We start from the raw sequence: 25,822 nt of genomic DNA, 5'->3' as shown, positions 1-25,822 counted from the left end.
AGTCCGCAACCGGACAAGCCCCGACTCTTGTCCGGCCGGCCTGATTTCACCTAGCGTTACCGGCGTCGGACCTGGGGAGCGGCCGCGGACCGTGGATCCGGCCCGGGATCCACGGTCCGCGCCCACGCCGCCGGTCAGTGCGGGAAGACGCCGAACGAGGTCCACCCCCGGTCGGGGAACCCGGCCGCCTCGGCCACCCGGGCGGACGCCCGGTTGTCCGGGTGGTGCACGTAGGTGGGGATCGCCCCCTCGGCCAGCACCCGCCGGGCCGCCTGCGCGACCAGCCGCCGGGCCAGGCCGCGCCCCTGGGCCGCCGGGGAGGTGCCCACCGCCAGCTCGTGCCCGTACACGTCGTGCCGCTTGATCCCCACCCCGGCCAGGTAGGCGCCGTCGGCGTCGCGGACCACCAGCACCTCGGGGAAGAGGCCGAGCCAGGGTGGGGCGCCGGGCATCGCCGGCGGCAGCCACTCCCCCGCGTCGGGCAGCGGCGCCGGGTCGGTGCACCAGCGGAAGACGCCGCGGTTGGTGGTGAGCTCCGGCACGCCGACCGCCGCCGGCAGCGCGGTCAGCCACGCGTCGAGCGGCCGTCCCCGGACCAGGGCCTGCACCTCCTCGACCCGCCGGGGTGGCACCGAGAGGACCGTGCTGCCACCCACCGAGACCGCGACCGCCGGGCGGGGTCGCCCGTCCCAGGCCGGGCGGGCGCGGCGCCAGGACCGGACCACGTGCAGCCCGGGACCCGCCGGCCACTGCCCCAACCAGGTCGCCAGGTGCAGGAAGAGCCGCCGGTCAAGCACATGATCATGGTACGCCGTACCGGCCCGTCCGCGCCGTAAGAACCTGGCAATGCATCGCCCGGCCGCCCGTGGCTACGCTGGCCCCTCGGTACGCGGGAGGTGCGGGGTGGCGCAACGGGTGCTGGTGGTCGACGACGACCGGACGGTCGCCGACGTGGTCTGCCGCTACCTGGCGCACGCCGGCTACGAGGTCGAGCACGTCGGCGACGGGGCGGCGGCGCTGGACACCGTGTCCCGCCGGCCGCCGCACCTGGTGGTGCTGGACCTGATGCTGCCCGTGCTCGACGGGTTGGAGGTGTGCCGGCGGCTGCGGGAGCGGCCGGACGGCGTACCCATCGTCATGCTCACCGCGCGCGGCGACGAGGCCGACCGGATCCTCGGCCTGCAACTGGGCGCGGACGACTACCTCAGCAAGCCGTTCTCCCCACGAGAGCTGGTGCTGCGGGTCCGGTCGGTGCTGCGGCGGGTCGGCGGCGAGCCGGCCGCCTCGCCGCCGGTGCGCCTCGCCGACGACGGCCTGGAGGTGGAGACCGGCCCCCGGGTGGCCCGCCTGCACGGGCGCGAGCTGACCCTGACGCTGCGCGAGTTCGACCTGCTGGCGCACCTGATGCGGCACCCGGCGCGGGCGTTCCGCCGCAGCGAGCTGCTGGAGCGGGTGTGGGGGTGGAGCTTCGGCGACCAGTCGACGGTGACCGTGCACGTGCGGCGGTTGCGGGAGAAGATCGAGGCCGACCCGGCCCGGCCCCGCCGCATCGTCACCGTGTGGGGCGTCGGCTACCGCTACGAGCCGGCCGATGCGTGACCTCGCGCTGATCTTCGGGGTGGCGCTGGCCGCCGCGCTCGCGGTGGGGCTGGCCGGCGCGGTCGCGCTGCGGTCGCTGCGCGGCCGGTCGATCACCGTGCACATCTCGGTGTTGCTGGTCATGACCGTGGCCGCGGTGGCCGCCGGCGTGGTCGGGGTCGCCCAGGCGATGTTCCTGTCCCCGCACGACCTCCAGGTGGTGCTGATCACGGTCGCCGCCGCCGCCGTGGTGAGCCTGGCGGTGGGCTGGCTGTTCGCTCGCCGGCTCGCCGCCGCCGCGGTCTGGGCGGACCAGGCGCGCGCCCGGGAACGGCGGATCGAGAAGGGCCGCCGCGATCTGGTCGCCTGGGTCTCGCACGACCTGCGGACGCCGCTGGCCGGGCTGCGGGCGATGGCCGAGGCGCTGGAGGACGGGGTGGTCGACGACCCGGCGACGGTGGCCGAGTACCACCGCCGGATCCGGGTGGAGACCGACCGGATGACCCGGCTGGTCGACGACCTGTTCGAGCTGTCCCGGATCAACGCCGGCGCGCTGCGGCTGTCGCTGTCCACGGTGGCGCTCGGCGACGTGGTCTCCGACGCGCTGGCCGGGGCCGCGCCGCTGGCCGCCGCCCGCCGGATCCGGCTGGTCGCGGCCGAGGCCGGCTGGCCGACGGTGACGGCGAGCGAGCGGGAGCTGGCGCGGGTGGTGGGCAACCTGCTGCTGAACGCGATCCGCTACACGCCGGCCGACGGCACGGTGTGGGTGGACGCCGGCCGGGACGCCGACACCGCCTGGCTGGCCGTCGCGGACACCTGCGGCGGCATCCCGGAGGGCGACCTGCCCCGGGTCTTCGACGTGGCGTTCCGGGGCGAGCCGGCCCGGACGCCGGCGGCGGCCGAGCCGGGCGGCTCCGGCGGACTCGGACTGGCGATCGTGCGTGGGTTGGTTGAGGCACACGGCGGGCGGGTAGAGGTCCAGAACGTCAGCGACGGATGCCGATTCGTGGTCCGCCTGCCGGCCGTCGGAATCTGACGCGTCGGGGGAACCGAACGCATCGATCCTGCGTCATATTCATTTCCATACATGGACAAGTTTCTCTGGGACGGTAGTGGTCATGCCTCAGAACCCGAATGACCGATTCCAGCAGGACCCGGCGCGGAGCTGGCGGGCCGCCGACTCCGCCGGGCGCTTCCCTGCCCAGCCGGAGTACCGCGAGGCCCGCCACCGGCGGGTGTCCTGGGCCGAGCTGGACGCCCAACCCGCCGGCACCTCCGCCTGGCGCGGCCTGACGACCGGATAGGGCGGGCGGCGACACACCGGCCGGCGGGGACACCGCGCTTCGTACGCCTGTGCGGTAGCGTCTTGTGGTCCGATTTCCGGCCTACGACAGGAGAAGCTCCGCGCATGGGCAAGAAGACGATCCACGTCTCCGACTTCACCGGCCAGGTGCTGAGCGCCGACGACGAGGTGGTCAAGGTCGTCGTGCTGGAGCACCCGGACCTGGTCGCCGGGCCCGTGCAACTGGACGCCACCCCGGTCGACGTGGAGAGCATCGACGACGCGGCGCTGGACGTGGCGGTGGTGGAGATCCACGACCGGCACGGCGGCGGCGAGCCGCGCCGGGTGGTGCTGACCGCCAGCGAGTTCGACGCGATGGCGACCGACGTGCCGATGGCGCAGTTGTTGCGTACCGCCGAGCGGGTCAAGCCGCCGAAGGCCCGCCGGACCGCCGAGAAGATCGACTACGGCACGATCGAGCACGCCGGCCGGCCGCACCGCGGCCGGGTGACCGAGGAGGAGGCCCGGCTGGTCCGGGACCGCCTCGACGAGGTGAACAAGCGCCTCGCGGACGCCGGCATCCGGCAGGTCGACCCCGCCGACCCGGAGCACGCCGCCCGCTACGGCTTCCCCGCCGCCGACTGACCACCGCAGGCGTCGGGCACGCGCCCCCGTGACGCGTGCCCGACGCCTGTCAGGCCCGCTTGCGATTGAGCTCGGCGAGCGCGCCCTCCACCGCGGCCTCCAGCGCCTCCTTGGTCAGGCCGAGCCCGCCGAGCACGCCGTCGCCGCCCTCCTCCTCCAGCAGGGCGAGCAGGATGTGCTCCGTACCGATGTAGTTGTGGCCCATCCGCAGCGCCTCCCGGAACGTCAGCTCCAGGACCTTCTTGGCCCGCGCGTCGTAGGGGATCAGGTCCGGGACCTGCTCGGCCTTCGCCGGCAGGGTCGCGGTGAGGGCCTCCCGGAACATCTCCAGGGGTACGCCCCGAGCCACGACCAGCGCGGCGGCCAGCCCTTCCGGCTCGGCGAGCAGTCCCAGCGCGACGTGCCCGGGGGTGATCTCGGTGTTGCCGGCCGCCCGCGCCTCCTCCTGCGAGGCCAGCACCACGTTGCGGGCGCGCGGTGTGAACCGGCCGAAGCCGGCGTTCGGATCGAGGGCGGCGGCGGTCTCCGCCTTGGCGGCGGAGCGCTTCTGGGCGGCCTGCTTGCTCACCCCCATGCTGCGGCCGATCTCCGTCCACGAGGCGCCGGAGCGGCGTGCCTGGTCGACGAAGTGGCCGATCAGGTGGTCGGCCACGTCACCGAGGTGGTCGGCGACGAGGACCGCGTCGGAGAGTTGGTCGAGCGCGTCCGTGCGCCCCTTCTTGATGCCCGCGATCAGGTCGTCGAGGCGTACCGGTTGGCTCATCTTGAGCGGCTCGATCTCAGTCATGCGTCAACCCTAGGTTGACGCACCTCCACCGTCAACCCCAGGTTGACGCCCCGCCCCGTCGATCATGAAGTTAGCGGCGGTGTCGATCTCCGATCGCGCCGCCAACCTCATGATCGACTTTCGGCGCGCCGGCCACCGGACCCACCTCCGCCGGATAGCGGCCGAACCGGCGCAGGCCCAGCCGGCGCACCGCCGTCGGCCACGGCGTCTCGGTCGCCAGCACCGCCAGATGCTCGAAGTTGGACAGGTACGACTCGCCCCGCGCCGCCCGCTCGGCGAGGATGTACGGCTCCAGCGTGGCCCACGCCTCTCGGGCGCGGTACCCGCCGGTGCCGAGCAGCAGCGCCGGTTCGACCACCTTGAAGGCAAGCATCTGGCCCAGCCCGTTGTAGTAGAGCGCGATCCGGTTTACGTGCTTGCGGGCGTCGGCCGGCAGTCGACTGACCGGCACACCCGGCGGGCAGGCGGTCCTCAGCTCGGTGAGCACGAACTGCTGGCTGTCCAGGAACGCGTCACTCATCCGGTCGCGGGTGAGCAGCTCGATCGCGACCAGGGTGTGGTTCGCGTGCTGCGACAGCCGGAGCTGCCGGAGCGCGAAGAACGCCGAGACGACGACGGTGATCACCGAGATCGCGGCCACGACCGCGTTGGTCACGACTGCGGCATCCATGACCGTCATTCTAGGAAGGGTGCGCCAACCCGGCCGCCGGAACCTCCGACGGCCGGGTCGGCGACGCGACGCCGGTGGCGGATCAGCCGCGTACCCACTGTTGGTTGCTGCCGCCGTTGCAGGTCCAGATCTGGACTGCGGTGCCGTTCGTGGTGCCCTGGCCGTTGACGTCCAGGCAGAGGCCCGAGCCGACGCCGACGATGGTGCCGTCGGCGTTGAGCCGCCACTGCTGGTTGGCGCCGCCGGTGCAGGTCATGATCCGGGCGCGGCTGCCGGACGCGGTGCCCGGCACGTCGAGGCACTTGTTGCCGTAGACGGTGAGCTGGTTGTTCGTGCCGGTCGTCCACTGCTGGTTGGCCCCGCCGTTGCAGTCCCAGATCTGCACGACCGCGCCGTCGGCCTGGCTGGCGCCGTTGACGTCCAGGCAGCGGTTGGCGCTCGCGCTGCGCAGCTCACCGGTCGGGCTGCTGGAGCCGTCGCCCGGCGTGATCGAGAGGTTGTCGAACTGGGCGGTGACGCCCTGCCCGGTGCCGTAGCCGATCTGCCCGGCGACCCAGGTGGAGTCGGACACCGTGCCGACAGTGGTGCCGTCGATCGCCGCGGTGAGCGTGCTGCCGTTGAGCTTCAGCGACAGGTTGTGCCAGCGTCCGGTGCCCAGCGCCGCGATGTTGCCGCTGGCCAGCGTGCGCCAGTTGCCGCTGGTGTTGTTGCTCCGGATCGACCAGGCGCCGCCGTCGGTGACCCGGAAGTAGTAGCCGTTGAGGTTCTGCGGCCCCTGGTGGTTGTAGGTGTTGCCACGCCCGATGAGCTGGACGTAGCCGGACTTCTCCAGCAGGACGTCCGAGGAGACGGTGTAGTTGCGCCAGGTCAGGTCGCCGAGCAGGGTGTACGGCTCGGCCTGGCCGGAGGTCCAGTAGATCGGGGCCTGGTCGGACATCTGCCGGACGCACTGCCCGGTCCGGCCGCCGCCGCACCCGGCGATCTCGAACGAGCCCTGCTGGTCCATCAGGTACCTGGCCTCGCGGCCGGTGGCGTAGCTGTCGAAGCTGTCGGCGTACGGCAGCTTCAGGTTGCCCTGCGCGGGGCTGACCGCCGTCCCCTTGCCCTGCCCGCTGGTGGTGGTGATGCTGTAGACGTAGCCGGGCTGGACGGTGAGCGAGAACCGGCCGCCGTTAGGCGTGATGTCGGCGCTCCGGACGAAGTGGTCGGCGGTGTTGTTGGACCGCAGGTTCGTCGCCCAGACCCGCACGGTTCCGGTGGACAGCCCACCGGTGACGCTGAAGTCGAGTTGCTGGGCCGAGCCGGCGTCCTGCGTCTCGATGACCGTGCTCCAGTCCGTGTTGTTCGTGGACTTGAGCGACACGTAGCTGCCGTTGTTGCGGTTGCCGCCGATATAGCCGCTGGACGCGTCGAGGTAGCGCCAGCCCGGTGCGGTGAACTGGGTGGTGTGCGCCATCACCCAGGTGCTCTTGCCGATCGAGTACGCGCCGGACCACGGCTGCTGGGCCACCGCGACGCCTGTGGTCGCCCAGGGGATGTTCGGGGTGATGGCGGCGATGGCCGGCCAGTTGATGTAGCCGGTCATCTTGCCGTCGAGGTAGCCGCGGTTGATGCCCCGGGCGAGCGCCGGCGCGCCGGCGTTGTAGTCGTCGGAGCCGTTCTCGCTGGCCCAGAGCTGCTTGCCGGTGGAGACCGCGTTGGCGGAGCTGGGGCAGCTCGTCTGGGCGCTGCGGTAGCCGCACACGTAGTGGCTGCCGAAGACCTGCACGGCGCTGGCGAACGCCGGGTCGCGCAGCGAGTCGTCGGCGGCGCCCCACCCGAAGTCGTCCGAGGCGACGATCTTGACGTTGCCGTAGCCACGGGAGTTCAGGGTGGACCGCAGGTTCTTGTACCAGGTGGTGTTGTAGCCCTTCTCGTTCCACCCGCCAAGGTAGTTGATGGTCAGCCCGTGCGTGGCGGCGCAGTCCAGCCAGCCCACCAGATAGTTGATCGAGTCGGTGGACCAGAAGTTGCCGTTGCCGATCCAGCCGGGCGCGCCCCAGGCCAGGCCGACCAGCGCGATGTTGGGGTTGCGCAGCCGGGCCTGCTCCATCAGCCACCACTCGTAGCCCCGGTTGCAGTTCACGCTGCCGCGGGTGTGCTCGTGGCTGGGCTCCGCGCCGGAGGTGGAGTTGGTGTCGCCGCCGATCTCCGCCTTGAGCAGTTGCATCGCCGCGCCGTAGCCCGGCTTGAACAGGTAGTCGAGGAGGTCGCTGCGCTGCGGCTCCGGGTAGTCGATCAGCAGTCTGCTGTTTCCACCGCCGCCGCTGACCGCCCCGACGCCGTCGAGCGTGCGCCCGCCGGACGAGCCGTTGACGGTGATGGCGGTGGCGGCCTGCGCCGGGGAGGCGGACGCGGTCAGTACGGCCGCCGCCGCCAGGATCGATGCTGCCGCCGCGGACATCACCGCCCGCCACGACCGTCGTGGACGACTCACTGTGCTGACCATGCGATCCGCCTCCCGCGCGTACTGAATTGAAGTTTGTCTATCTCAAGACATCACATGTTAACGTTCACACAACATGACCGTCAACGAGTCCACCGTTGGCTCGCCGACCCGGTGCAGTCCTGGATCTGGATCCGCGTGCCGTTGCCCGTGCCGCCGCCGACCACGTCCAGGCACCGGCCCGAGCCGACACCGGCGACGGTGCCGTCGGCGTTGAGCCGCCACCGTTGGTTGGCCTGGCCGTTGCAGTCCCAGATGATCACCGAGCTGCCGTTCGCGGTCGCCGCGCCGCTGACGTCGAGGCACTTGCCGCCGAAGACCCGCAGCTCCTGGGCCGCCGTCGCGGTCCAGGACTGATTGCTCTGACCGTGGCAGTCCCAGATGATCGTCGCGGTGCCGTTGGTCTGCGCGCCGCCGTTGACGTCCAGGCAGCGGCCGGAGGCGACGTTGCGCAGGGCCGAGGTGCCGCCCGGCGGCGGGGTGGTCGGGCCGGCCGTCGGGGTAGGCGTCGGGCCGGCGCCGTCGAACTGCGTGAAGAACCGCCACACCTCGGTTTTCGTCCAGGTCCGCACGCCGCTGTCCCCGCCGCCGTCCACCGGTCCGGGGGTGTGACCGCCGTCGAACGCGGCCCAGACGACCGGATAGCCGGCCCGGCAGCCGGCGTACGCGGTGGTGACGTGCGTGAGGCTGCCCGCCCTCGGCTCGGGCGGGCTCTGCGGGGTGCACCCGTTGTTACGCACGAAGGTGTCCCGCAGCGACCGTCCCGCGGAGATGTTCAGCACCGGGTCGCCGACGCCGTGGATGCCCAGGTAGGCGATGGGCTGCGTACCGCCGTTGCAGCCGCTGAGCTGGCCGCCGGAATAGACCGCGACGGCCCGGAAGACTGTCGCGCGGGCGCAGGCCAGGGCGTAGCTCATGCCGCCGCCGTAGCTGAAGCCGAGGGCGAAGCGCTGCGCCGTGTCCACGCACAGGTCCGCCTCGATCAGCCGGATCATGTCGTCGACGAAGGTGACGTCCTGACCGCCCGGGTTGGCCCAGCCGTTGCCGTTGCCCTGGGGCGCGACGAAGATGGCGCTGTTGTCGGCCTGCTGCCGCAGGCCGTAGTAGGACCAGGCCTCGCGGTCCGCGCCGCCGGAGTCGACGTCGTTGGCGGTGCCGCCGTTCCAGTGGAATCCGAAGATCAGCCGGTACCCGTGGTTCCGGTCGTAGTTGTCCGGGATCCGCAGGATGAAGCTGCGGTTCTGGCCGCCGCTCTGGATGGTCCGCGCGCCGCTGGTCAACGTGGGCGCCCTGCCGCACCCGGCGGTCACCGCGGCGGCGGCCGGCGCGGCGCCACCCGCGCCGCCGGCCACGGTGGCCCCGACCGCCGCCGCGACCAGGATCGCCGCGGCCGCGAGGGGCCCGAAGAGAGTTCTGCGTCGTGCCATGATGCGGCTCCTTCGCCATTCGGTGTCACACCGATTCGGGGTACGGGGGCGCTGCACCATGCCGCCGGCCGGCGACGGAGGAACGGGCACGACGGCGCGCGGCATGGTCGACTCGGATGCCCGGACTCGAACCGTCCGACGCCGTCGCTGGAACGCCACAGCACGGCGTCGAATCGATTCGGGCCGACCCTAGGCGCGCCAGTGAAGCCTGTCAATGCCAGGCGCGGCGGGCGGGCTGCCGACGCGGGGGCCGAGCCGGTACGGTGTCCCGACCGGGTCCCGCCGGCCGGACCGGGCCGGTGGGTAGGGAGGGCCGCGTGGCGTCCAGGGCAGCCGACATCGCCGCCGAGCAGGCATACTTCGACGCGGCGGCCGAGCACCGCGACAGACGCCGCGCCAGCCTCGCCCGACTGCCGTCCGCCGCCGCCCACACCGCGGCCGCCGCCCACCTGCGCCGGTACGCCGACGCCGCCGGGCGGGCGCTCGGCGCGGCCGACGAGGCGGTGGCGTTCGGCCGGATCGACGACGAGACGGGCGGGACCCGCTACATCGGACGACACCTGATCCGCGACGCCGACGGCGAGGTGCTGGTGGTCAACTGGCACGCCCCGGCCGCCGCCGGCTGGTTCGAGGCCACCGCCGAGAACCCCGCCGGCGTGCACCGCAAGCGCGCCTTCACCTGCACCGGCAACACCATCGACGACCTCACCGACACCATCCTCGCCGACATCGCCGAGGCGGTGGACGCGCACCTGCTGAGCGAGCTGAGCCGCGGTCGTACCGGCACCATGCGGGACATCGTGGCCACCATCCAGGCCGCCCAGTTCGCGCTCATCCGCTCCCCCCGCGACCAGGTGCTGGTGATCGAGGGCGGTCCCGGCACCGGCAAGACCGCCGTGGCGCTGCACCGGGTGTCCTGGCTGCTGTTCCAGCACCGCGCCGACCTCTCGGCCGGGGACGTGCTGGTGGTCGGGCCGCACCCGACCTTCCTGCGCTACATCGGCCAGATCCTGCCCGCGCTCGGCGACGACGGGGTGGAGCTGCGCGACGTCGACCGGCTCGCCCCGGACGTGCCGCGCGGTCGTGTCGAGCCGGACGGGGTGGCCCGACTCAAGGGCGAGGCCCGGATGCCCGGCCTGCTGGCCCGCGCGCTGGACGCCCGGATCGGCGTGCCCGACCCGGCCGAACGGCTGCTGGTCGGCGGCCGGTTCGTCACGCTGCCCGGCGCCGAGGTCGCCGCGGCGCTCGCCGAGGCGCGGGCCGCCACCCTGCCGTACGCGGACCGCCGCCGGCTGCTGCGCGACCGGATCGCCGCCCTGGTGGTGGCCCGCACCGGCGTCGAACCGGGCCGGGCCGAGGCGGTCGGCAACCTCGCCGAACGGCTCTGGCCGCAGCAGACCCCGACCGGCCTGCTGCGCGACCTGCTCGGCTCGACCGCGCGGCTGCGCGCCGCCGCCGGGGACGCGTTCACCCCGGCGGAGGTGACGGCGCTGCACCGGCGCGGCGCGGACCGGCTGTCCCGGGAGACCTGGTCGGCGGCGGACCTGCCGCTGCTGGACGAGCTGGCGCACCTGATCGACGGGCCCGGCCGGCGCTACGCGCACGTGGTCGTCGACGAGGCGCAGGACCTCTCCCCGATGCAGTTGCGCGCGGTGGCCCGGCGCAGCGCCACCGGCTCCCTGACCGTGGTCGGTGACCTCGCCCAGTCGACCGGCCGGTGGGCCCGCGACTCGTGGGACGAGGTGCTCGCCCACCTGCCGGCCGTGCACCCGGCGCGGATCACCCCGCTGCGGTACGGCTACCGCGTACCCCGGCAGGCCTACGCGACGGCGGCGGCGCTGCTGCCGGTGGCCGCGCCCGGGGTGATGCCTGTGGAGGTGGTCCGGGACGGGCCGGCGGACACCGGCGTGCACCGGGTCGGCCTGGCCGAGCTGGCCGCCCGGGCGGTCGCGGTGGCGCGGGAGCACGCCGAGGCCGGCCGGTTCGTCGGCGTGGTCTGCCCGCCCCGGCAGCGGCGCCCGGTCGAGGCGGCGCTGGCGGCGAACGGGATGGCCTGGAGCAGCGCCGACCGGGGCGAGTTGGGCGGTTCGGTCAACCTGATCAGCCCGCAGGAGGCCAAGGGCCTGGAGTTCGACGCGGTGGTGGTGGTCGAGCCGGAGGAGATCGTGGCCAGCGACGAGCGCGGTCACCGGCTGCTCTACGTGGCGTTGACCCGCACCACCGGGCACCTCGACATCGTCTGCACCGGCGACCCGGTGCCGCTGGACGCGCCGACGCGGCCCCGGCCGCCGGTGGGCGGCGACGGGGGCGCGGCGTTCACCCGGCGGGAGGCGCACCGGCTGGCCGAACACCTCGCCGGCCAGCTACGCAGCGCCGCGCCGCAGGCGTTCTGGGCCGACGTGCTCGCCGAGGTGCGGGCGCTCCTGCCCGGGACCGGCGGCGGCTCCCCGGGGCCGGACACCGCGGTCAGCTCCGCGACGCCGGCGGACGACTGACGGCGGCCGAGTCCAGCCGCCGGCCCACCGTCCACTGCACGATGTCGTGCTCGATGTCGGCCTTGCGGGCCTTGCCGGGCACCGTGATGCCCAGCTCGCCGGCCAGCGCCCGCAGCTTCGCCACGGTGAGCTTCAGGTCGGCGAGGTAGCGCGCGCCGGCCGCCCGGTCCCCGATCGCGGCGAGGTCCGCGCGGACCCGGTCGGTGTCGACGCCGGCCGAGGCCGGGGCAGCCCGGCGGGCGGCGGTCCGGGCCTTGTCGACCACGGCCAGCTTCGCGGTGCCGTCGGCGAGCGCGCCGAGCTGGTCGGCGGGCAGCGCGCGGACGAACTCCGCCACCCGCAGCAGGACGGCGTGGGCCAGGTCGGCGGGGTCGGACACCGGAAGTCTCCTCACTACAGGCGGGTACGGGCCAGGAACTCGCTGGCCAACTGCCGCAGCTCGTGCTGCACCGTCTCGTTGGCGTTCGGCACCAGCACGGCGGGCAGCCGCCGTTCGCCGGCCGTGCCGAACAGGGTCTTGTTCTCCCGGACGGTCTGGCGGAACACCGGGACCTCCAGGCTGTCGGTGTGCTTCATGTAGTTGCGGGACGCGTTGATCGGCCCGCCCGCGGCGTACTGGATCATAGTGAACACCACGCCCAGGTACTGCGGGTCGATGGTCGGGCCCGGGGCGGCCACCCGGTTGAAGTCGCGGACCAGCTCGGAGACCTTGCTGCGCAGGTAGTCGATGCCCAGCGTGGAGAGGTAGTCCGGTCGGGCCGGGGTGAGGATGTGCTCGCTGGCCACGATCCCGGTCCGGGTGACCATGGTGAAGTTGGGCGCGCAGTCGATGAGGACGTCGTCGTACCCGGCGAACTCGTCGGCGGCGAGCGCGTCGGCGAGCGCCCGGTGCAGCGGCAGGAAGTGCGGGCTGCCGTGCTGGAAGCGCGACCCGCCGAGCGCCGCGGCGATGTCCAGGTCCACGTCGACAAGCCCCAGGTGGGAGGCGACGAGGTCGAGCCGGCCGCCCTCGGGCAGCAGCGCGTTCGCCGGCCCCGGCGTGACCACGTACGGGTGCAGCGGGCCGGTCGGCTCCTCGGCCAGCACCGACCCGTACCACTGCAGGATGGTCTTCTCGTAGGCCAGGTCCCGCTCCCACTCGTCGGCCGGATAGAACGAGAAGGTGAGGCTGGCCTGCGGGTCGAGGTCGATCAGCAGGACCCGGCGGCCACGGGTGGCGAGCTCGGCGCCGAGGTTCGCGGTGATGGTGGTCTTGCCGACCCCACCCTTGTAGTTGATCACCGAGGTGATGCTCATGCCGCTCCCCGCATCGCACGATGATCGCAGGCGTGGGCAGGGTCGGTCGAGCGGGCCTTTCCCGGCGGGGGCCGGACCCTCAGGATCGGGGTGCGCGAAGCCCGTCGATCAGGATGGCGAGCAACCGTGGCCCGCGGGCGTCCAGCTCGGCGTCGTCCAGGCGCGACATCCAGCTGATCAGCACGATGACGTCGCGCACCTCCGCGTCGGCACGGATCGCGCCGGCCTCGCGGCCGGCGGCCAGCAGCAGCTCGACCGCCTCACCGATCGGGCCGAGGCTGTGTGCGGCCAGGTCGCGCCAGGTGGCCGCCTCCACCGCGGCGAACACGTCGCGCTTCACCCGGGCGTACGCGGCCACCCGGTCGAACCAGGCGGCGAGCGCGTCCACCGGCTGGTGCCGCGCCAGCAGTCGCGGGGCCGCGGCGACCAGTTCGTCGACCTCCTGGCGGTAGACCTCGGCCAGCAGGTCCTCGCGGGTCGGGAAGTGCCGGTAGAGCGTGCCCTGCCCGATGCCGCACGCCTTGGCGACCGCGTTGAGCTTCAGTTCGCCCGGCTCGCCGACCAGGGCGCGGGCCGCCTCCAGGATCCGCTCCCGGTTCAGCCGCGCGTCGGCCCGTCGGGGACCGCTGGTCGAAGCGGACACGTGTCCGCTATGCTCGTCGGGGTAACCGGACATGTGTCCACTCTAAGGGAGATCACCATGACCGTCCACGGAAAGGTCGTCGCCGTCACCGGCGCCAGCAGCGGCATCGGCGAGGCGACCGCCCGACACCTCGCCGCGCTCGGCGCCACGGTCGTGCTGGGCGCCCGCCGCACCGAGCGGCTGGAACGGGTGGTCGACGAGATCACCGCCGCCGGCGGCACCGCCGCGGCGGTCCGGGTGGACGTCACCGACCCGGACGACCTGACCGCGCTCGTCGACACCGCCGTCGACCGGTACGGCCGGCTGGACGTCCTGGTGGGCAACGCCGGAATCGCCCGGCTCGGGCCCATGGCCGACCTCGACGTGGCGGGCTGGTCGGAGATGATCGAGGTAAACGTCAGGGGCGTCCTGCACGGGATCGCCGCCGCGCTGCCGACGTTCCGCCGCCAGGGCAGCGGTCACCTGGTCACCGTCGTGTCCACCTCGGGGCTCAAGATCACCCCGACCCAGGCGGTGTACGCCGGTACGAAGAACGCGGTCCGCACCCTGATCGAAGGGCTGCGGCAGGAGAACACCGACGGCGTCCTGCGCACCACGTCGATCTCCCCCGGCTACGTGCGCACCGAGTTGATCGACAACGCCGTGACCGACCCGGTCGCCACCGAACAGGCCCAGCGGCACATGGCCGACCTCGGCGTCGACCCGACGGCGGTCGCCCGGGCGATCGCGTTCGCCATCGACCAGCCCGAGGACGTCGAGATCGGCGACCTGACCATCCGGCCCACCCGGCAGGGCTGACGGTTCGGCGGTCTATGGTCGGGCGATGTCCGAACGTTGGTCGTTGACAGTCGACTGTGCCCGCCCCCGCGAACTGGCCGCGTTCTGGTGCCTCGCGCTGGGCTACGTCCCGGGCGCCCCGCCGGAGGGGTTCGCCACCTGGGAGGCGTGGCTGACCCACTTCCGGGTTCCCGAGGACGAGTGGGACGACGGCGCGCACATCGAGGACCCGGACGGGGTCCGGCCCGGCATCTCGTTCCTGAAGGTGCCGGAGCCGAAGACGGTCAAGAACCGGATGCACGTCGACATCCACGTCGGCGGCGGCCGGCACGAGCCGGTCGAGGCGCGCTGGCCCCGGGTCCAGGCCACCGTCGACAGGCTGGTGGCGGCCGGCGGTTCGGTGTTACGGGTGGACGAGATGGACGGCACGCCGGACCACGTGACGATGGCCGACCCGGAGGGCAACGAGTTCGACGTCCTCTAGACCCGGCGGCCGTCTGCCAGGATCGACGGATGGCGAACGTCTGGTCCGGTGTCACCGTCGACTGCGTCGACCCGCAACGGGTCGCCCGGTTCTGGAGCGCCCTGCTCGGCCGCGAGCCCGGCCCGTCCGAGGAGGGCTGGGTCTACCTGGGCGAGCGCGGCGACACCCAGCCCCGGCTGGTGTTCCAGCCGGTCGCCGAGCCCCGGTCCGGCAAGGTGCGGATCCACCTCGACGTCACTGTCGACGACCTCGCCGAGGCGATGTCCACCGTCGTCCGCCTGGGCGGCGGTTTCACCGGCGAGCGGCACGACCACCCCGGGGGCACCGTCGTGGTCATGACCGACCCGGAGAACCACGAGTTCTGCCTCGTCGAGTACGCCCCGACCCCCTGACCCTCGCCGATCTTGCACTTTCGGCCCGCGAACCGCGACTTCTGCCCCGTTTCGTCCGGGCGGAAACTGCAAGATCGGCGCCGAGGGGGCGGGGGGTCACTCGGGGTCGGTCAGGAGGCGGGCGTAGTTGGCCATCGATCGTTGGTAGCGGGGTAGGTGGCGGGCGAGCGCCCCGACGGCGATCGAGACCGCCTCCCGCTCCCGGCCGACGCTCGTCAACGCCAGCGCGAGCGTCGCGCTGACCGCGTCGTCGAGTTCGTCGGACCCGCGCTCGCGCTCCTCGATCAGCAGTCGGACGCTCTCCTCGGGCTGCCCCATGTTCCGCAGCGAGCTGGACATCTGGATCACCGAGCGCCGTCGGCGGATGCCGTCGACCCCCCGCTCCAGCGCGATCCGGTAGAGCGGGATCGCCCGGTCGGAATGGCCCGTCGAGTCCCAGGCGCAGGCCCGCTCGAAGGCCGCCACCGGGTGATCGGGGCCCAGTTCGTCGGCGAGCGCGCCGACCCGTTCGCGGAACTCCGCCGCGTCCCAGTCGTCGGGCGCCGCGTTGAAGGCCGCCCACAGGTCCGCGCTGCGCTGTTCCCAGTCGGCGCTCGGGTTCATCCCGTCCTCCTCATGATCGTCGCTCGGGTCGGGAGACACTCTGCGAGCGCTGGTACCGTGCCCGCCAGTGATTCGGCGAGGGCCGAATCTCCGCTCGGCGAGGAGGTGGTCGCGGATGGCGGTCACGTTACGGTTCAGCGCCGCCGACCTGCGGCGCTGCCGGTTCGCCGTGTCCCCGGTGCTCGAGACGCTGTCCGCGGTCCGCCTGCTCTCCCCGCGCGAGGGCGTCGGCCCCCACCGCCGCTGGTTCGACGCCCTCGACACCCGAGAACTCGACCTGCGGCCGATCGCCGCGCTGCAACCGCGTCGCGGCTACACCCCCGACTTTCTCTCCCCGCCTCCGACCGGCCCGCACGCCCGGTTCGAGGACGAGCTCGCGGCCGTGGCGGCCAGCGACCACGCCCGGGTACGCGCGGAGGTTCGACGAGCGCTGGCGGACACCCCTGGTGCGGCCGAGTCGGCGACCGGACGGCTCCTGCTGGGCGACCCGGCCCGAGTGCTCCGGACGCTCGTCGCCACCGTGCGGCAGGCGTGGGAGGTCCTGGTCGAACCGGTCTGGCCGCAGGTGCGCGGCCTGCTCGACGCCGACGTGGGATTCCAGACCCGGCGTCTCGCCGAAGGTGGCCTCGACCGCCTGTTCGCCGAGCTGCACCCGCTTCTGCGCTGGAACAACGGCGTGCTGACCCGCGAGTACGGCGACGACGAACACCGCGACATGCGCGGCGAGGGACTCGCCCTGGTGCCGAGCGCCTTCAAGTGGGACCAGGTCGTCGTCATCGTGGACCGGCCGTGGCAGCCGACGGTGATCTATCCGGCCCGAGGGCTCGGAACACTCTGGCAACCCCTGTCCACCGACCGGCACGCGGCACTGGGCCGGCTGATCGGACGAACGCGGGCGGCGCTGCTGCTCGACCTCGACGAGCCGGCCAGCACGACGACGCTGGCCCACCGTCACGCCCTGGCCGCCGGCACGGTGTCCGGGCACCTGTCGGTGCTGCGCGACGCCGGGTTCGTCACCGGGCAACGCCACCGCCACGAGATCCGCTATCGACGGACTCCGCTGGGCGAGGCCGCGCTCCGCTAGCGCGGTGTCCCGCCCCGGCCACCGGGAAACGAGAAAGCTCCGACCGGCGTGACCGCCGATCGGAGCTGTGGTTCTCGTGCGCCGCCAGGGACTCGAACCCCGAACCCGCGGATTAAGAGTTCAATTGAGGCCATCCCATAGGCACAGTCTCCGTAACATACGTCCAGACAGGTGGGCTGCCGTCCAAGGTCATCGCAGTGTGGCGCCGCATGCGGCCCCGCGACGGCGTGATTGTCTATGCCGCGCGAGCACCCGGCGAGCACCCGAACCGCACCTCACGGCCGTCGTCCACGCCGCTTCTAGATCGCTTCCGGCCGACCCACAGGAAGCATGGGCTCTGCACCCCTAGGACAGGCGACGGACGCTGCGGCATCCTTCGCCATACCGCTTGACCTAGGAAGGCGCCTCAAGGACGTAGATAACAACACCCTCCTGACCACAGGCCGGCCTCACACGTGACAATGAAGCATCGACGCCCGAGCGGGCGCAACACTCTTCGCACGGCATCGGAAAAGTCCGATATGCGAGGGATGCCGATGACCGAGTGACTGTTACTCTCTTGCGCGTGATGAAGTCTGGCGGACACCAGTGAGCAGGCTCAGCAGCTTCGTGTGGTCGATCGCGGACCATCTGCGTGGTCCCTACCAGCAGCACGAGTACGGATCGGTGATCCTGCCGATGACGATCCTTCGCCGGCTCGACGCGATCCTCGAGCCGCACCGGGAGCAGATCGCGGGCCTGATCGCCGGGGTGGACTCCGAGATACGCCAGGCCTCGCTGGTTCGCCAGGCCACCGGGCTGCGCTTCTACAACACCTCGAAGTTCACGCTGACAAGCCTCCTCCAGGACCCCGACGGCCTGCAGGCCAATCTCATCGAGTACGTGCACTCATTCTCATCGGCGATCGATGTTTTTGACCGGTTCAAGTTCGACGAGGTCGTCGCCAAACTCGCCGAGAAAGACCGGCTCTACCTAGTGATCGAGCGCTTTACGAAGGTCGACCTACACCCGGACGCCATCTCGAACTCCGACATGGGCGACCTGTTCGAAGACCTGATCCGCCGCTTCGCCGAGGCGTCGAACGCGACCGCCGGTGACCACTTTACCCCGCGTGATGCCGTCCGCCTCGTCGTCGATCTCATGTTCGCCGAAGACGACGAAGCTCTGCTCGAGAAGGGCGCGGTGCGCACGGTCTACGACCCGACGGCGGGGACCGGCGGCATGCTCTCCTTGGCCGACGAGCACCTGCGCGGCCAGAACCCCGATGCCCGCCTGACGCTGTACGGGCAGGAGATCAACGACCAATCGTACGCGATCTGCAAGTCCGACCTGCTCGCCAAAGGCCAGAACCCCGACAACATCAAGCTCGGCGACACCTTGGCCGACGACAAGTTCCCTGGGTTCACATTCGACTACTGCCTGGCCAACCCGCCCTACGGTGTCGACTGGAAGGCGTCGGAGAAGGCCGTCAAGGCTGAGCACAAGCGCGGCTTCGCCGGCCGGTTCGGCCCAGGACTGCCGGGCGTCGGCGACGGGCAGATGCTCTTCCTCCTACACCTCGCATCGAAAATGCGCCCGGCCTCGCAGGGCGGCGGACGCGTCGGAATCGTCATGAACGGCTCGCCGCTGTTCAACGGCGGCGCGGGATCGGGTCAGTCTGAGATCCGCCGCTGGTTGCTCGAAAAGAACCTGGTCGAGGCGATCGTCGCCCTGCCGACCGACATGTTCTTCAACACCGGCATCTCGACCTACGTGTGGGTGCTCGACAACACAAAGGCACCCGAGCGCGCCGGCAAGGTGCAGCTCATCGACGGCTCGCAACGCTTCGCTAAGATGCGCAAGTCGCTGGGCTCCAAGCGCGTCGAGATCAGCGACGTCGACCGCAAGGCGATCCTCGACGACTACGCCGCTTTCGAGACGCGCGAAACGTCCAAGATTTTGGATACCGAGGACTTCGGCTACTGGACGATTACCGTCGAGCGACCGCTGCGGCTGCGCTTCACGTGCACCCCGGAGCGCGTCGCGCTGGTACGCGACGAGCCCAAGCTCAGGGGTGTTGACCGCAAACGCCTGGCCGACGCGCTCGCCACGTTCGGTGAGCACCCCTACCTCAACCGCGAAGCCTTCCTGAAGGACCTCGGCAAGCACCTCGGCTCGAACGGCGTCACGCTCACGACGCCCCAGCGCCGGACGCTGTGGCTGACGATCGGTGAACGTGACGAGGCCGCCGACGAGATCCGCGACGCCAAGGGCAACCCCGAGCCCGACCCGAAGCTGCGCGACACCGAGAACATCCCCTTCGGCTGGAACGGCACCCCAAAAACCGCCGAGGCCGACGGAACCGCGCACAACGTCATCAACGCGTACATGCATGCCGAGGTTCTGCCGCACGTGTCCGACGCCTGGGTCGACCACACCAAGACCAAGGTCGGTTACGAAATCCCCTTCACGCGGCACTTCTACACCTATGTACCGCCCCGCCCGCTCGACGAGATCGACGCCGACCTGAACAAGATCGTCGCCGAGATCCTTGACCTGCTGCGGGAGATCGAGGCGTGACCTCCCCAACCAGTGACTCGCTCCCTAGGGGATGGTCCATGAAATCCCTTCGGCGGCTAGCGGTCTGCCGCGATGATCTACGCGCACCAGTCAACGCCGAAGAGCGGGCCGGGAGACCGGGCGACGTGCCTTACTGGGGGGCCAACTCCATTCAGGGAACGATCGACGAGGCGCTGGTGCACGTCCCCGCAGTGCTCTTGGGAGAGGACGGTGCTCCGTTCTTCGACGCCGATCGCCCGGTTGCGTTTTACATCGACGAGCCCGTCTGGCCTAACAACCATATTCACGTCTTGGTGCCGCGCACCGATGTACACGGTCCGTGGCTGGCCCATGCGTTAAACGCCGTGGACTATTCGCTCGTGATCACCGGGTCAACGCGCGACAAACTCACGCAGGCGGCCATGCTCGGGATTACTCTGGCCGTTCCGCCAACGGACGAGCAGCGAGCGATTGCGCACTTCCTGGACGAGCAGACGTCGCGGATTGACACACTGATCGACAAGCAGACCCAACTGATTACCACCCTGCGTGAACGCATGAGCGCCCAGTTGTCGTTGCACTTCGGCGCTATCGACCAACTGCGACTTACCTCGGTACGGCGTGTCTTGCGGCCCCTCGTTCGACCTGCACGCGCCGGGCTTGGCGTGATCACTGCGTATCGGGACGGCGTGGTGACGCTGCGCTCCACACGGCGGGAAGACGGATATACGATCTCGGAATCGGAGGCCGGGTACCAGGAGATTCGCCCTGGCGATCTTGTCTTCCATGCTCTCGACGGATTCGCGGGTGCTTGCGGCGTGTCAGATAGCCACGGGGTGGGGTCGCCCGTCTATCACGTCTGCGAGCCCGTCGGTGACGACAATGTCGAGTACCTTGCCTTGCTTCTGCGGTTCCTCGGCACCTCTGGCTACCTAGCCACACAAGCACCCAACGTGCGGCAGCGCAGCGTGGACTTTCGCAACTGGACAACCTTTGCGCGGGTGCCGCTGTACATTCCCTCGCCCGCCGACCAGCGCTCCTTCGTCACCCACTACAGGGCACAGGAATCGCAGGCGCGGGCGGTTATTTCGAAGACCGAGCAGCACATCATGCTCGCGAAGGAGCGGCGCGCCGCGCTTATCAGGGCGGCAGTCACCGGACAGATCGACGTACGAACGTCCGGCCAGGCACTGCTGGAGGTGGCGTGATGGCGGACTACAACGAGAATCTCTTCGAATCCGAGCTCTGCGCGTACCTGAGTGCGCACGGATGGCTTTACTCCCCGACGGACCACGAGCCGGGCGCCGAGTACGACCGGGAGCGGGCGATCGTCTCGGAGGACGTGCTCGGCTGGTTGCAGGACACGCAGCCGGAGGAGTTCGCCAAGGCGGTCAAGGCCGGAACCTCTCAGGAGCCCACCGCGACGAGCACGCTGCTCGACCGGCTGTGCAAGGTGCTCGACAACCCGGTCGACCAGGGCGGCGGCACGCTCAACGTATTGCGACGCGGGTTCAAGCACGTGTCGTCGCCGTTTCGGATGTGCCAATTCAAGCCGGCGACCTCGCTCAACCCGACGACCCTGGCGGACTACGCCAAGGTCCGTGTGCGGGTCATGCGACAGGTGCGTTTCTCGACGAAGGACAACCGGTCGCTGGACCTCGTGCTGTTCGTCAATGGACTGCCGGTGGCGACGCTGGAGCTCAAGACGGACTTCACGCAGTCGGTCGCCGAGGCGATCGACCAGTACAAGAAGGCCCGCCAGCCCAAGGACCCCGGTGGGCACGTGCAGCCGCTGTTCGGGTTCGGCAACCGCGCGCTCGTGCACTTCGCAGTATCGAACGAGGAGGTGTGGATGACGACCCGCCTCGCCGGGGACAAGACGCACTTCCTGCCCTTCAACGCCGGCGATGGGCACGGCGGCAAGGGCAATGCCCCTAACCCGAACGGCTCGGCCACGTCGTACTTGTGGGAGAAGGTCTTCGACCGCGACAACTGGCTGACGATCTTGGGCAAGTTCTGCCACGTCGAGACTCGCCAGTCTCGTGACCCGATCAGCGGCGCGGTCTCGAGGTCGGCCACCCTGCTGTTCCCGCGCTACCACCAGTGGGAGGCCGTCACCGCCATGGTGGCGCATGCCCGCGAGCACGGACCCGGGCAGAAGTACCTGATCCAGCACTCGGCCGGCTCCGGGAAGACCAACTCGATCGCATGGACGGCTCACCGACTGGCCCGCCTGTTCGACGAGCACGACCACAAGGTGTTCGACACCGTCATCGTCGTCACTGACCGCACCGTCCTCGACGACCAACTGCAGGTCGCGGTCCGCCAGATCGACTCTGCAGACACCGGATCGGCGGGCGGCGAGGGCATCATCACGACCGTCGACGAGGTCGAAGCACGCAGGGCCGGGTCGAAGTCCAAGGCCTTGGCCCAAGCATTGACGGGCGGCAAGCTCATCGTCGTCGTAACGCTGCAGACGTTTCCATTCGCGATGGAGGCTATCGCCGATAACCAGGGGCTTGCCGGCAGGAAATTCGCCGTGATCGCCGACGAGGCCCACTCGTCTCAGTCGGGCGCCATGGCGGGCAGGATCCGGGAGATCCTGTCCGACACCGAGCGCGCCGAGCTCGACGACGGCGGTGAAATCTCCATCGAGGACGAGCTCGCGGCACAAATGACCGCCCGCGCGACCACGCCGAACGTCTCGTTCTTCGCGTTCACCGCGACCCCGAAGGCCAAAACCCTCGAGCTGTTCGGAACCCCGGACACCGACGGCGTCCCACAGCCGTTCCACACCTACACGATGAAGCAGGCCATCGAGGAAGAGTTCATCCTCGACGTGCTGCGCGGCTACCAGACCTACAACACCGCCTTCCAGATCGCCCGCAACGTCGCCACTAGCCGCATACCAAAGCCAGACGACGGCAACGACAGCCCGGCCGAGCGGGCAATCGAGGAAGAGCTCGTCGACAAGGCTGCAGCCACGAAGGGGCTAATGCGTTGGGTAAAGCTGCACCCGACGAACATCAGCCAGAAGTGTGCGATCATCGTTGAGCACTTCCGCGAGAATGTCGCGCACCTGCTGGACGGGCACGCGAAGGCGATGGTCGTCACTGACTCACGTAAGGCTGCCGTACGGTACAAGACGCAGATCGACACGTATATCGCCAAGCGTGGTTACACCGACATCGGCACGCTCGTTGCCTTCTCTGGGTCAATCGAGGACGCCGAGACCGGCCCAGGATTGTTTACCGAGACCTCGATGAACCCGACCAAAATCGGCTCACAGATCGCCTCGGCGTTCGCCGGACCCGAGTACAAAGTGCTGCTGGTCGCGAACAAGTTCCAGACCGGCTTTGACCAGCCGCTGCTCAGCGCGATGTACGTCGACAAGCGCCTCTCCGGCGTACTTGCGGTACAGACTCTCTCGCGCCTTAACCGCACCTACCGGACTCCGTCGGGCGAGCGGAAGGACGTCACGTTCGTCCTCGACTTCGTTAACGACCCCGAGGAGATCCGCAAGTCGTTCGAGCCCTACTACACCGACGCTCGGCTGGAAACTACGACCGACCCGAACCTCGTCCACGACATCTCGACCAAGCTCGATCAGGCGTCCGTCTTCACCGAGGCGCAGGTGGACGCGTGTGTCACCGCGTGGGTCGAGCGGGCGGGCAACAACGCCCTGGCCGCAGCTATCAAGCCGGCCCGCGACGAGTTCGCCAAGCGGTACACCGACGCGCTGCGCCGCGACGACACCGGCGAAATTGAGGCGCTCGACCATTTTCGCAAGGACGTTGCCACGTTCGTCCGGCTCTACGACTTCATGAGTCAGGTAGTCGACTACGCCGACACCCAACTTGAGAAGCGCGCAATCTTCCTGCGGTTGCTCGAGCGCTACATCCGCCCGACCACCGTCACCGCCGACATCGACGTCTCCGATGTCATCCTCAAGAAGATCAAGCACACCCCGGGCGAGCGGCTGGATATCAGCCTCGGTGACGGCACAGGCCTACGGGGAGTCGTTGCCGCCGGCTCGGGCAAGACCCCCGACCCCGTGCTCGTCGCGTTCCAGACCATCATCGACCGGCTCAATGACCTGTTCGGAGCCGAGTTCTCCCGCAGCCAGGTCGAAGGCTTCGTCGACACCCTTGGGGCGGTGCTGCTCGAGAATGAGGCGCTCGTCGAGCAGGCCCGCGTCAACTCACGCGTCCAGTTCCTCGCATCGCCCGATCTTCCAGACGCGGTCGTCGACGCGGTTTTCGCTAACCAGCACTCGCACAACGCGATTGCCGACTATATCGCAGCCGGCAACGCCGACTCGAACCGCCTCATCACTGAAATCGGCGCGATGATCCACGCTGCCGTCACCACTTCACCTGCACCATCGTCGCTGCCGTCGTCCCTGCCCCCAGGGTTTGCGCGGCTAGCTGAACTGGAAGCTCTGACGCCAGGCTGGCTCGACGGCGAAGGTGCCCCCATATACGGTCCGGCCCTTCAAGCCGCCCGTTCCCTCCTGGCAGCGCTCACCGAGTTCCACGTGCCGCTACCGCGCATCTACCCCACGCCCGCTGGCTGCGTGCAGTTCGAATGGCACGGGCCAGGCCCACGCCTCGAGGTCACCCTGAAGGGTCATGATCACGAAGTCTTCGTGCTCTACATTGACGGCAACGAAAACACCATCAACGAGCCCGACACGTATACCACGGCGCGGGTGGTATCCGAACTGCTTGGACGGACGGCGTGACCGACTCGAACCCCTACATCGAGCTCGAGCCCGATGAGATCGAGCTTGATCAAAACGATGAGTTTTACTGGCGGCAGTGTCATCCCACCTACTTGGACGGCGGCGTACCTTCAGTCCAGATGTTCTGCGAGTCCACCGGGGACAAGGGCAAGATCTCCGGCGCGCGGTCGCTAAAAGCCACCGCCCAACTCGCCTACGAGGAGCGTAGGCAGCGAGGTGCGCAGACTGCAGGGACCTGGGGAGTCACTGTCGCTGAGATCACCAACGCCGGGACACGAGCGGTCGATGACTCCGCCGCCGACGGCTCGCTGCCCACTGGGCATACATATGTCGACTATCGCCATCTGGACACCAAGCCATCGTTACGTGCCGTCCGGTCAATGCTCCACCAAGCAGCCGTCGCGCGCCCGCGCCAGTGGCCGCCTATCGAGTGACGGTCCCGGCTGCCTTGTTTCATTGGCGGTAGCGTGGGTGGCGGTAGAGCGGGTCATGTGGCTGAATAGGGCGTTGGCGGCGGTCGCGCGGTGACTGAGCTAGCCCCGGGTAGGCGACGGCGCGTATGAGGCCCGATGCAGCCACGGCGCGCAGCTTTCATGAGCCGCATAGCTTGAGTGCGACCGTTACCGTGCTCGCATGGCACCTGATCGCGACCGTTGGATCCGCCCTCTGGCCATCGCTGCCATTGTCCTCGGCCTCGGCGCCTCGGGCCTGTTCGTGGCAGTGGTGATCGTATGGGCGAAGTCCTTCGGGCCTGCGGACGAGGCGCCCAAGGTCACGGATTGGCTGCAGGCGTGGGCCAGCGTCGGGGCGTTGGTTGCTGGCCTGCTTGCGGCAATCTTCACCGGTGGGTTGCTGCGCTACGAGATCAGCGAAGGTCGGCGAGCCCGCCGCGAGCAGGAGTTGGTCGGTCCGCGAGCGGTGATCTCGGGCATCCCTGATTTTGAGTATGGGGACGGCGGGCTCATCAAGAGAGTGTCACTCTGCGTCTATAACTACGGCCCGGCACCAATCCGGCGAGTCCTGGCCGTGATCGAGTCTTCGGGTACGCGGATCACGTTATTCGCTCCCGTGCTGGGCCCGGGCGACTCGGAGGATTTGACGTGGCTGATCGAACGGGACGCCGCCGAGGCGCTTGAGGAGAGCCTGCCCGCTTACACAGTGGCCTTGATGTTCATCGACTCGACAGCGCTGTGGAGTCGAGTCGACAACGGCGAGCCCAAGAAGCTGACTATTCTTCCCGAGGAGGTCGGGCCTCGCTGAAACAGACAGGCGGCGCGCTGTCGAACCACGAAGAGTGCATTCTGCCGGCACCAGCCGGCGATCGACCGCCGAAGGGTAGCCCTCAGCACGTGGCGAACGCACTGTCGGACGGGATCGCCTGGTTCGACGGCCAGTCAGCGCGAGCCTTGGGGTCTACAGAACGAACCGATCTCCTTCACACTCAACTCGTACAGATTACTGACATGGCGTAGGGCCAGCGACGATGTCGTCGGCTGACCCAGCACCCAGTAGGCCGTGAACCTGGCCAACTATGCCGGCCTTGCGGTGTCACCGCGACGTGGGACGACGGCGGCCGCCGCTTCGGCGGCGGCGTGTGATAAGTCGGGGAGAACGTCGCCGTAAAACTTGGCGGTGAAGTGTGGGCTGGAGTGACGGAGCCGGTTGGAGATGACCTTCATCTGGACGCCAGCGGCAAGGCCCATGGTCGCAGCGCCGTGGCGGAGGTCGTGGAGCCGGATGGGTGGTAGCCCGGCTTGGGTGGCGAGGTGGTGGAAGTGGTCGGTGACGTCCGCAGGGGGGTCTGCTGCACCGGCAGGTGACAGGTGTAGTCACGCGGCCTGACTGGCCGGTGGGTGCATGATGGTCTCGAATTCCACGGGGGTCAACCGGGA

At 70.0% G+C, this 25,822-nt stretch carries 23 protein-coding genes and 1 pseudogene; 14 read left to right on the top strand and 10 right to left on the bottom strand.

Features of this window, described 5'->3' with window-relative positions:
• Nucleotides 1–134: 134 nt before the first annotated feature.
• Nucleotides 135–797, bottom strand: a complete 663-nt coding sequence (locus tag ACIA5A_RS05030) for a GNAT family N-acetyltransferase (RefSeq protein WP_396756567.1) — start codon at nt 795–797, stop codon at nt 135–137.
• Between the two features lie 106 nt (nt 798–903).
• On the opposite strand from ACIA5A_RS05030, the gene ACIA5A_RS05025 reads away from it, so the two are divergent.
• From ACIA5A_RS05025 to ACIA5A_RS05010, 4 genes are all read left to right on the top strand, one after another.
• Complete coding sequence (locus ACIA5A_RS05025) at nt 904–1,599, top strand: response regulator transcription factor (protein ID WP_396756565.1); 696 nt, start codon at nt 904–906, stop codon at nt 1,597–1,599.
• Nucleotides 1,592–2,614, top strand: coding sequence for a sensor histidine kinase (locus tag ACIA5A_RS05020; RefSeq protein ID WP_396756563.1), 1,023 nt, complete (start codon nt 1,592–1,594; stop codon nt 2,612–2,614). The genes ACIA5A_RS05025 and ACIA5A_RS05020 overlap by 8 nt, the downstream gene beginning before the upstream one ends.
• Nucleotides 2,615–2,696: 82 nt before the next feature.
• Nucleotides 2,697–2,882, top strand: a complete 186-nt coding sequence (locus ACIA5A_RS05015; protein ID WP_396756561.1) for a DNA repair protein — start codon at nt 2,697–2,699, stop codon at nt 2,880–2,882.
• A gap of 104 nt (nt 2,883–2,986) precedes the next feature.
• Complete coding sequence (locus ACIA5A_RS05010; RefSeq protein ID WP_396756559.1) at nt 2,987–3,505, top strand: hypothetical protein; 519 nt, start codon at nt 2,987–2,989, stop codon at nt 3,503–3,505.
• Nucleotides 3,506–3,554: 49 nt separating this feature from the next.
• Here the strand turns inward: ACIA5A_RS05010 and ACIA5A_RS05005 are convergent, their stop codons facing one another.
• From ACIA5A_RS05005 to ACIA5A_RS04990, 4 genes are all read right to left on the bottom strand, one after another.
• Nucleotides 3,555–4,292: a Clp protease N-terminal domain-containing protein gene (locus ACIA5A_RS05005; protein ID WP_396756557.1), complete on the bottom strand. Its 738-nt coding sequence runs from the start codon at nt 4,290–4,292 to the stop codon at nt 3,555–3,557.
• Between the two features lie 70 nt (nt 4,293–4,362).
• A complete protein-coding gene (locus tag ACIA5A_RS05000; RefSeq protein WP_396756555.1) occupies nt 4,363–4,962 on the bottom strand; it encodes a hypothetical protein in 600 nt (199 codons plus the stop codon).
• Nucleotides 4,963–5,044: 82 nt separating this feature from the next.
• Nucleotides 5,045–7,450, bottom strand: coding sequence for a ricin-type beta-trefoil lectin domain protein (locus tag ACIA5A_RS04995; RefSeq protein WP_396756553.1), 2,406 nt, complete (start codon nt 7,448–7,450; stop codon nt 5,045–5,047).
• 80 nt (nt 7,451–7,530) lie between these two features.
• Nucleotides 7,531–8,874, bottom strand: coding sequence for a ricin-type beta-trefoil lectin domain protein (locus ACIA5A_RS04990; protein WP_396756551.1), 1,344 nt, complete (start codon nt 8,872–8,874; stop codon nt 7,531–7,533).
• Between the two features lie 317 nt (nt 8,875–9,191).
• On the opposite strand from ACIA5A_RS04990, the gene ACIA5A_RS04985 reads away from it, so the two are divergent.
• Nucleotides 9,192–11,369 (top strand): HelD family protein, encoded by a 2,178-nt coding sequence (locus tag ACIA5A_RS04985; RefSeq protein WP_396756550.1) that lies wholly within the window; start codon nt 9,192–9,194, stop codon nt 11,367–11,369.
• On the opposite strand, the gene ACIA5A_RS04980 is transcribed toward ACIA5A_RS04985, so the two are convergent.
• From ACIA5A_RS04980 to ACIA5A_RS04970, 3 genes are all read right to left on the bottom strand, one after another.
• Nucleotides 11,341–11,748 (bottom strand): hypothetical protein, encoded by a 408-nt coding sequence (locus tag ACIA5A_RS04980; protein ID WP_396756548.1) that lies wholly within the window; start codon nt 11,746–11,748, stop codon nt 11,341–11,343. The genes ACIA5A_RS04985 and ACIA5A_RS04980 overlap by 29 nt on opposite strands.
• 14 nt (nt 11,749–11,762) lie before the next feature.
• Nucleotides 11,763–12,665, bottom strand: a complete 903-nt coding sequence (locus tag ACIA5A_RS04975; protein ID WP_396756546.1) for a ParA family protein — start codon at nt 12,663–12,665, stop codon at nt 11,763–11,765.
• A gap of 79 nt (nt 12,666–12,744) precedes the next feature.
• Nucleotides 12,745–13,308, bottom strand: coding sequence for a TetR/AcrR family transcriptional regulator (locus ACIA5A_RS04970; protein ID WP_396756544.1), 564 nt, complete (start codon nt 13,306–13,308; stop codon nt 12,745–12,747).
• Between the two features lie 57 nt (nt 13,309–13,365).
• Between ACIA5A_RS04970 and ACIA5A_RS04965 the strand changes: the two genes are divergently transcribed.
• Genes ACIA5A_RS04965 through ACIA5A_RS04955 form a run of 3 tightly spaced genes read left to right on the top strand, consistent with a single transcriptional unit; the run spans nt 13,366 to nt 14,961 of the window.
• Nucleotides 13,366–14,106 carry an SDR family oxidoreductase gene (locus ACIA5A_RS04965; protein ID WP_396756542.1) on the top strand — a complete coding sequence of 247 codons (741 nt, stop codon included), beginning with the start codon at nt 13,366–13,368 and terminating at the stop codon, nt 14,104–14,106.
• Between the two features lie 25 nt (nt 14,107–14,131).
• A complete protein-coding gene (locus ACIA5A_RS04960; RefSeq protein WP_396756540.1) occupies nt 14,132–14,569 on the top strand; it encodes a VOC family protein in 438 nt (145 codons plus the stop codon).
• Between the two features lie 29 nt (nt 14,570–14,598).
• Nucleotides 14,599–14,961, top strand: a complete 363-nt coding sequence (locus ACIA5A_RS04955) for a VOC family protein (RefSeq protein ID WP_396756538.1) — start codon at nt 14,599–14,601, stop codon at nt 14,959–14,961.
• A gap of 96 nt (nt 14,962–15,057) precedes the next feature.
• Here ACIA5A_RS04955 and ACIA5A_RS04950 read toward each other — a convergent pair whose 3' ends face one another.
• Complete coding sequence (locus tag ACIA5A_RS04950; RefSeq protein ID WP_396756536.1) at nt 15,058–15,564, bottom strand: tetratricopeptide repeat protein; 507 nt, start codon at nt 15,562–15,564, stop codon at nt 15,058–15,060.
• Between the two features lie 115 nt (nt 15,565–15,679).
• Between ACIA5A_RS04950 and ACIA5A_RS04945 the strand changes: the two genes are divergently transcribed.
• From ACIA5A_RS04945 to ACIA5A_RS04920, 6 genes are all read left to right on the top strand, one after another.
• Complete coding sequence (locus ACIA5A_RS04945; protein WP_396756534.1) at nt 15,680–16,648, top strand: DUF5937 family protein; 969 nt, start codon at nt 15,680–15,682, stop codon at nt 16,646–16,648.
• A gap of 588 nt (nt 16,649–17,236) precedes the next feature.
• Nucleotides 17,237–19,207, top strand: a complete 1,971-nt coding sequence (locus ACIA5A_RS04940; RefSeq protein WP_396756532.1) for an N-6 DNA methylase — start codon at nt 17,237–17,239, stop codon at nt 19,205–19,207.
• A 38-nt stretch (nt 19,208–19,245) separates the two neighbouring features.
• Nucleotides 19,246–20,394 carry a restriction endonuclease subunit S gene (locus ACIA5A_RS04935; protein WP_396756530.1) on the top strand — a complete coding sequence of 383 codons (1,149 nt, stop codon included), beginning with the start codon at nt 19,246–19,248 and terminating at the stop codon, nt 20,392–20,394.
• Complete coding sequence (locus ACIA5A_RS04930) at nt 20,394–23,930, top strand: type I restriction endonuclease subunit R (protein WP_396756528.1); 3,537 nt, start codon at nt 20,394–20,396, stop codon at nt 23,928–23,930. Before ACIA5A_RS04935 ends, ACIA5A_RS04930 begins: the two co-directional genes overlap by 1 nt.
• The gene (locus tag ACIA5A_RS04925) at nt 23,927–24,364 is read left to right on the top strand and encodes a hypothetical protein (RefSeq protein ID WP_396756526.1); all 438 of its coding nucleotides are present in this window, start codon (nt 23,927–23,929) and stop codon (nt 24,362–24,364) included. The genes ACIA5A_RS04930 and ACIA5A_RS04925 overlap by 4 nt, the downstream gene beginning before the upstream one ends.
• 199 nt (nt 24,365–24,563) lie before the next feature.
• Complete coding sequence (locus ACIA5A_RS04920) at nt 24,564–25,190, top strand: hypothetical protein (RefSeq protein WP_396756524.1); 627 nt, start codon at nt 24,564–24,566, stop codon at nt 25,188–25,190.
• A 269-nt stretch (nt 25,191–25,459) separates the two neighbouring features.
• Here ACIA5A_RS04920 and ACIA5A_RS04915 read toward each other — a convergent pair.
• A pseudogene (locus ACIA5A_RS04915) lies at nt 25,460–25,732 on the bottom strand (tyrosine-type recombinase/integrase); the annotation flags it as partial.
• Nucleotides 25,733–25,822: the final 90 nt, after the last annotated feature.

Source organism: Micromonospora sp. NPDC051300 (assembly GCF_044455315.1).
GTDB classification, from domain to species: Bacteria; Actinomycetota; Actinomycetes; order Mycobacteriales; family Micromonosporaceae; genus Micromonospora; species Micromonospora robiginosa.
Note: the sequence above shows the minus strand (reverse complement) of the source record. Positions and strands in the feature narration are given on the sequence as shown.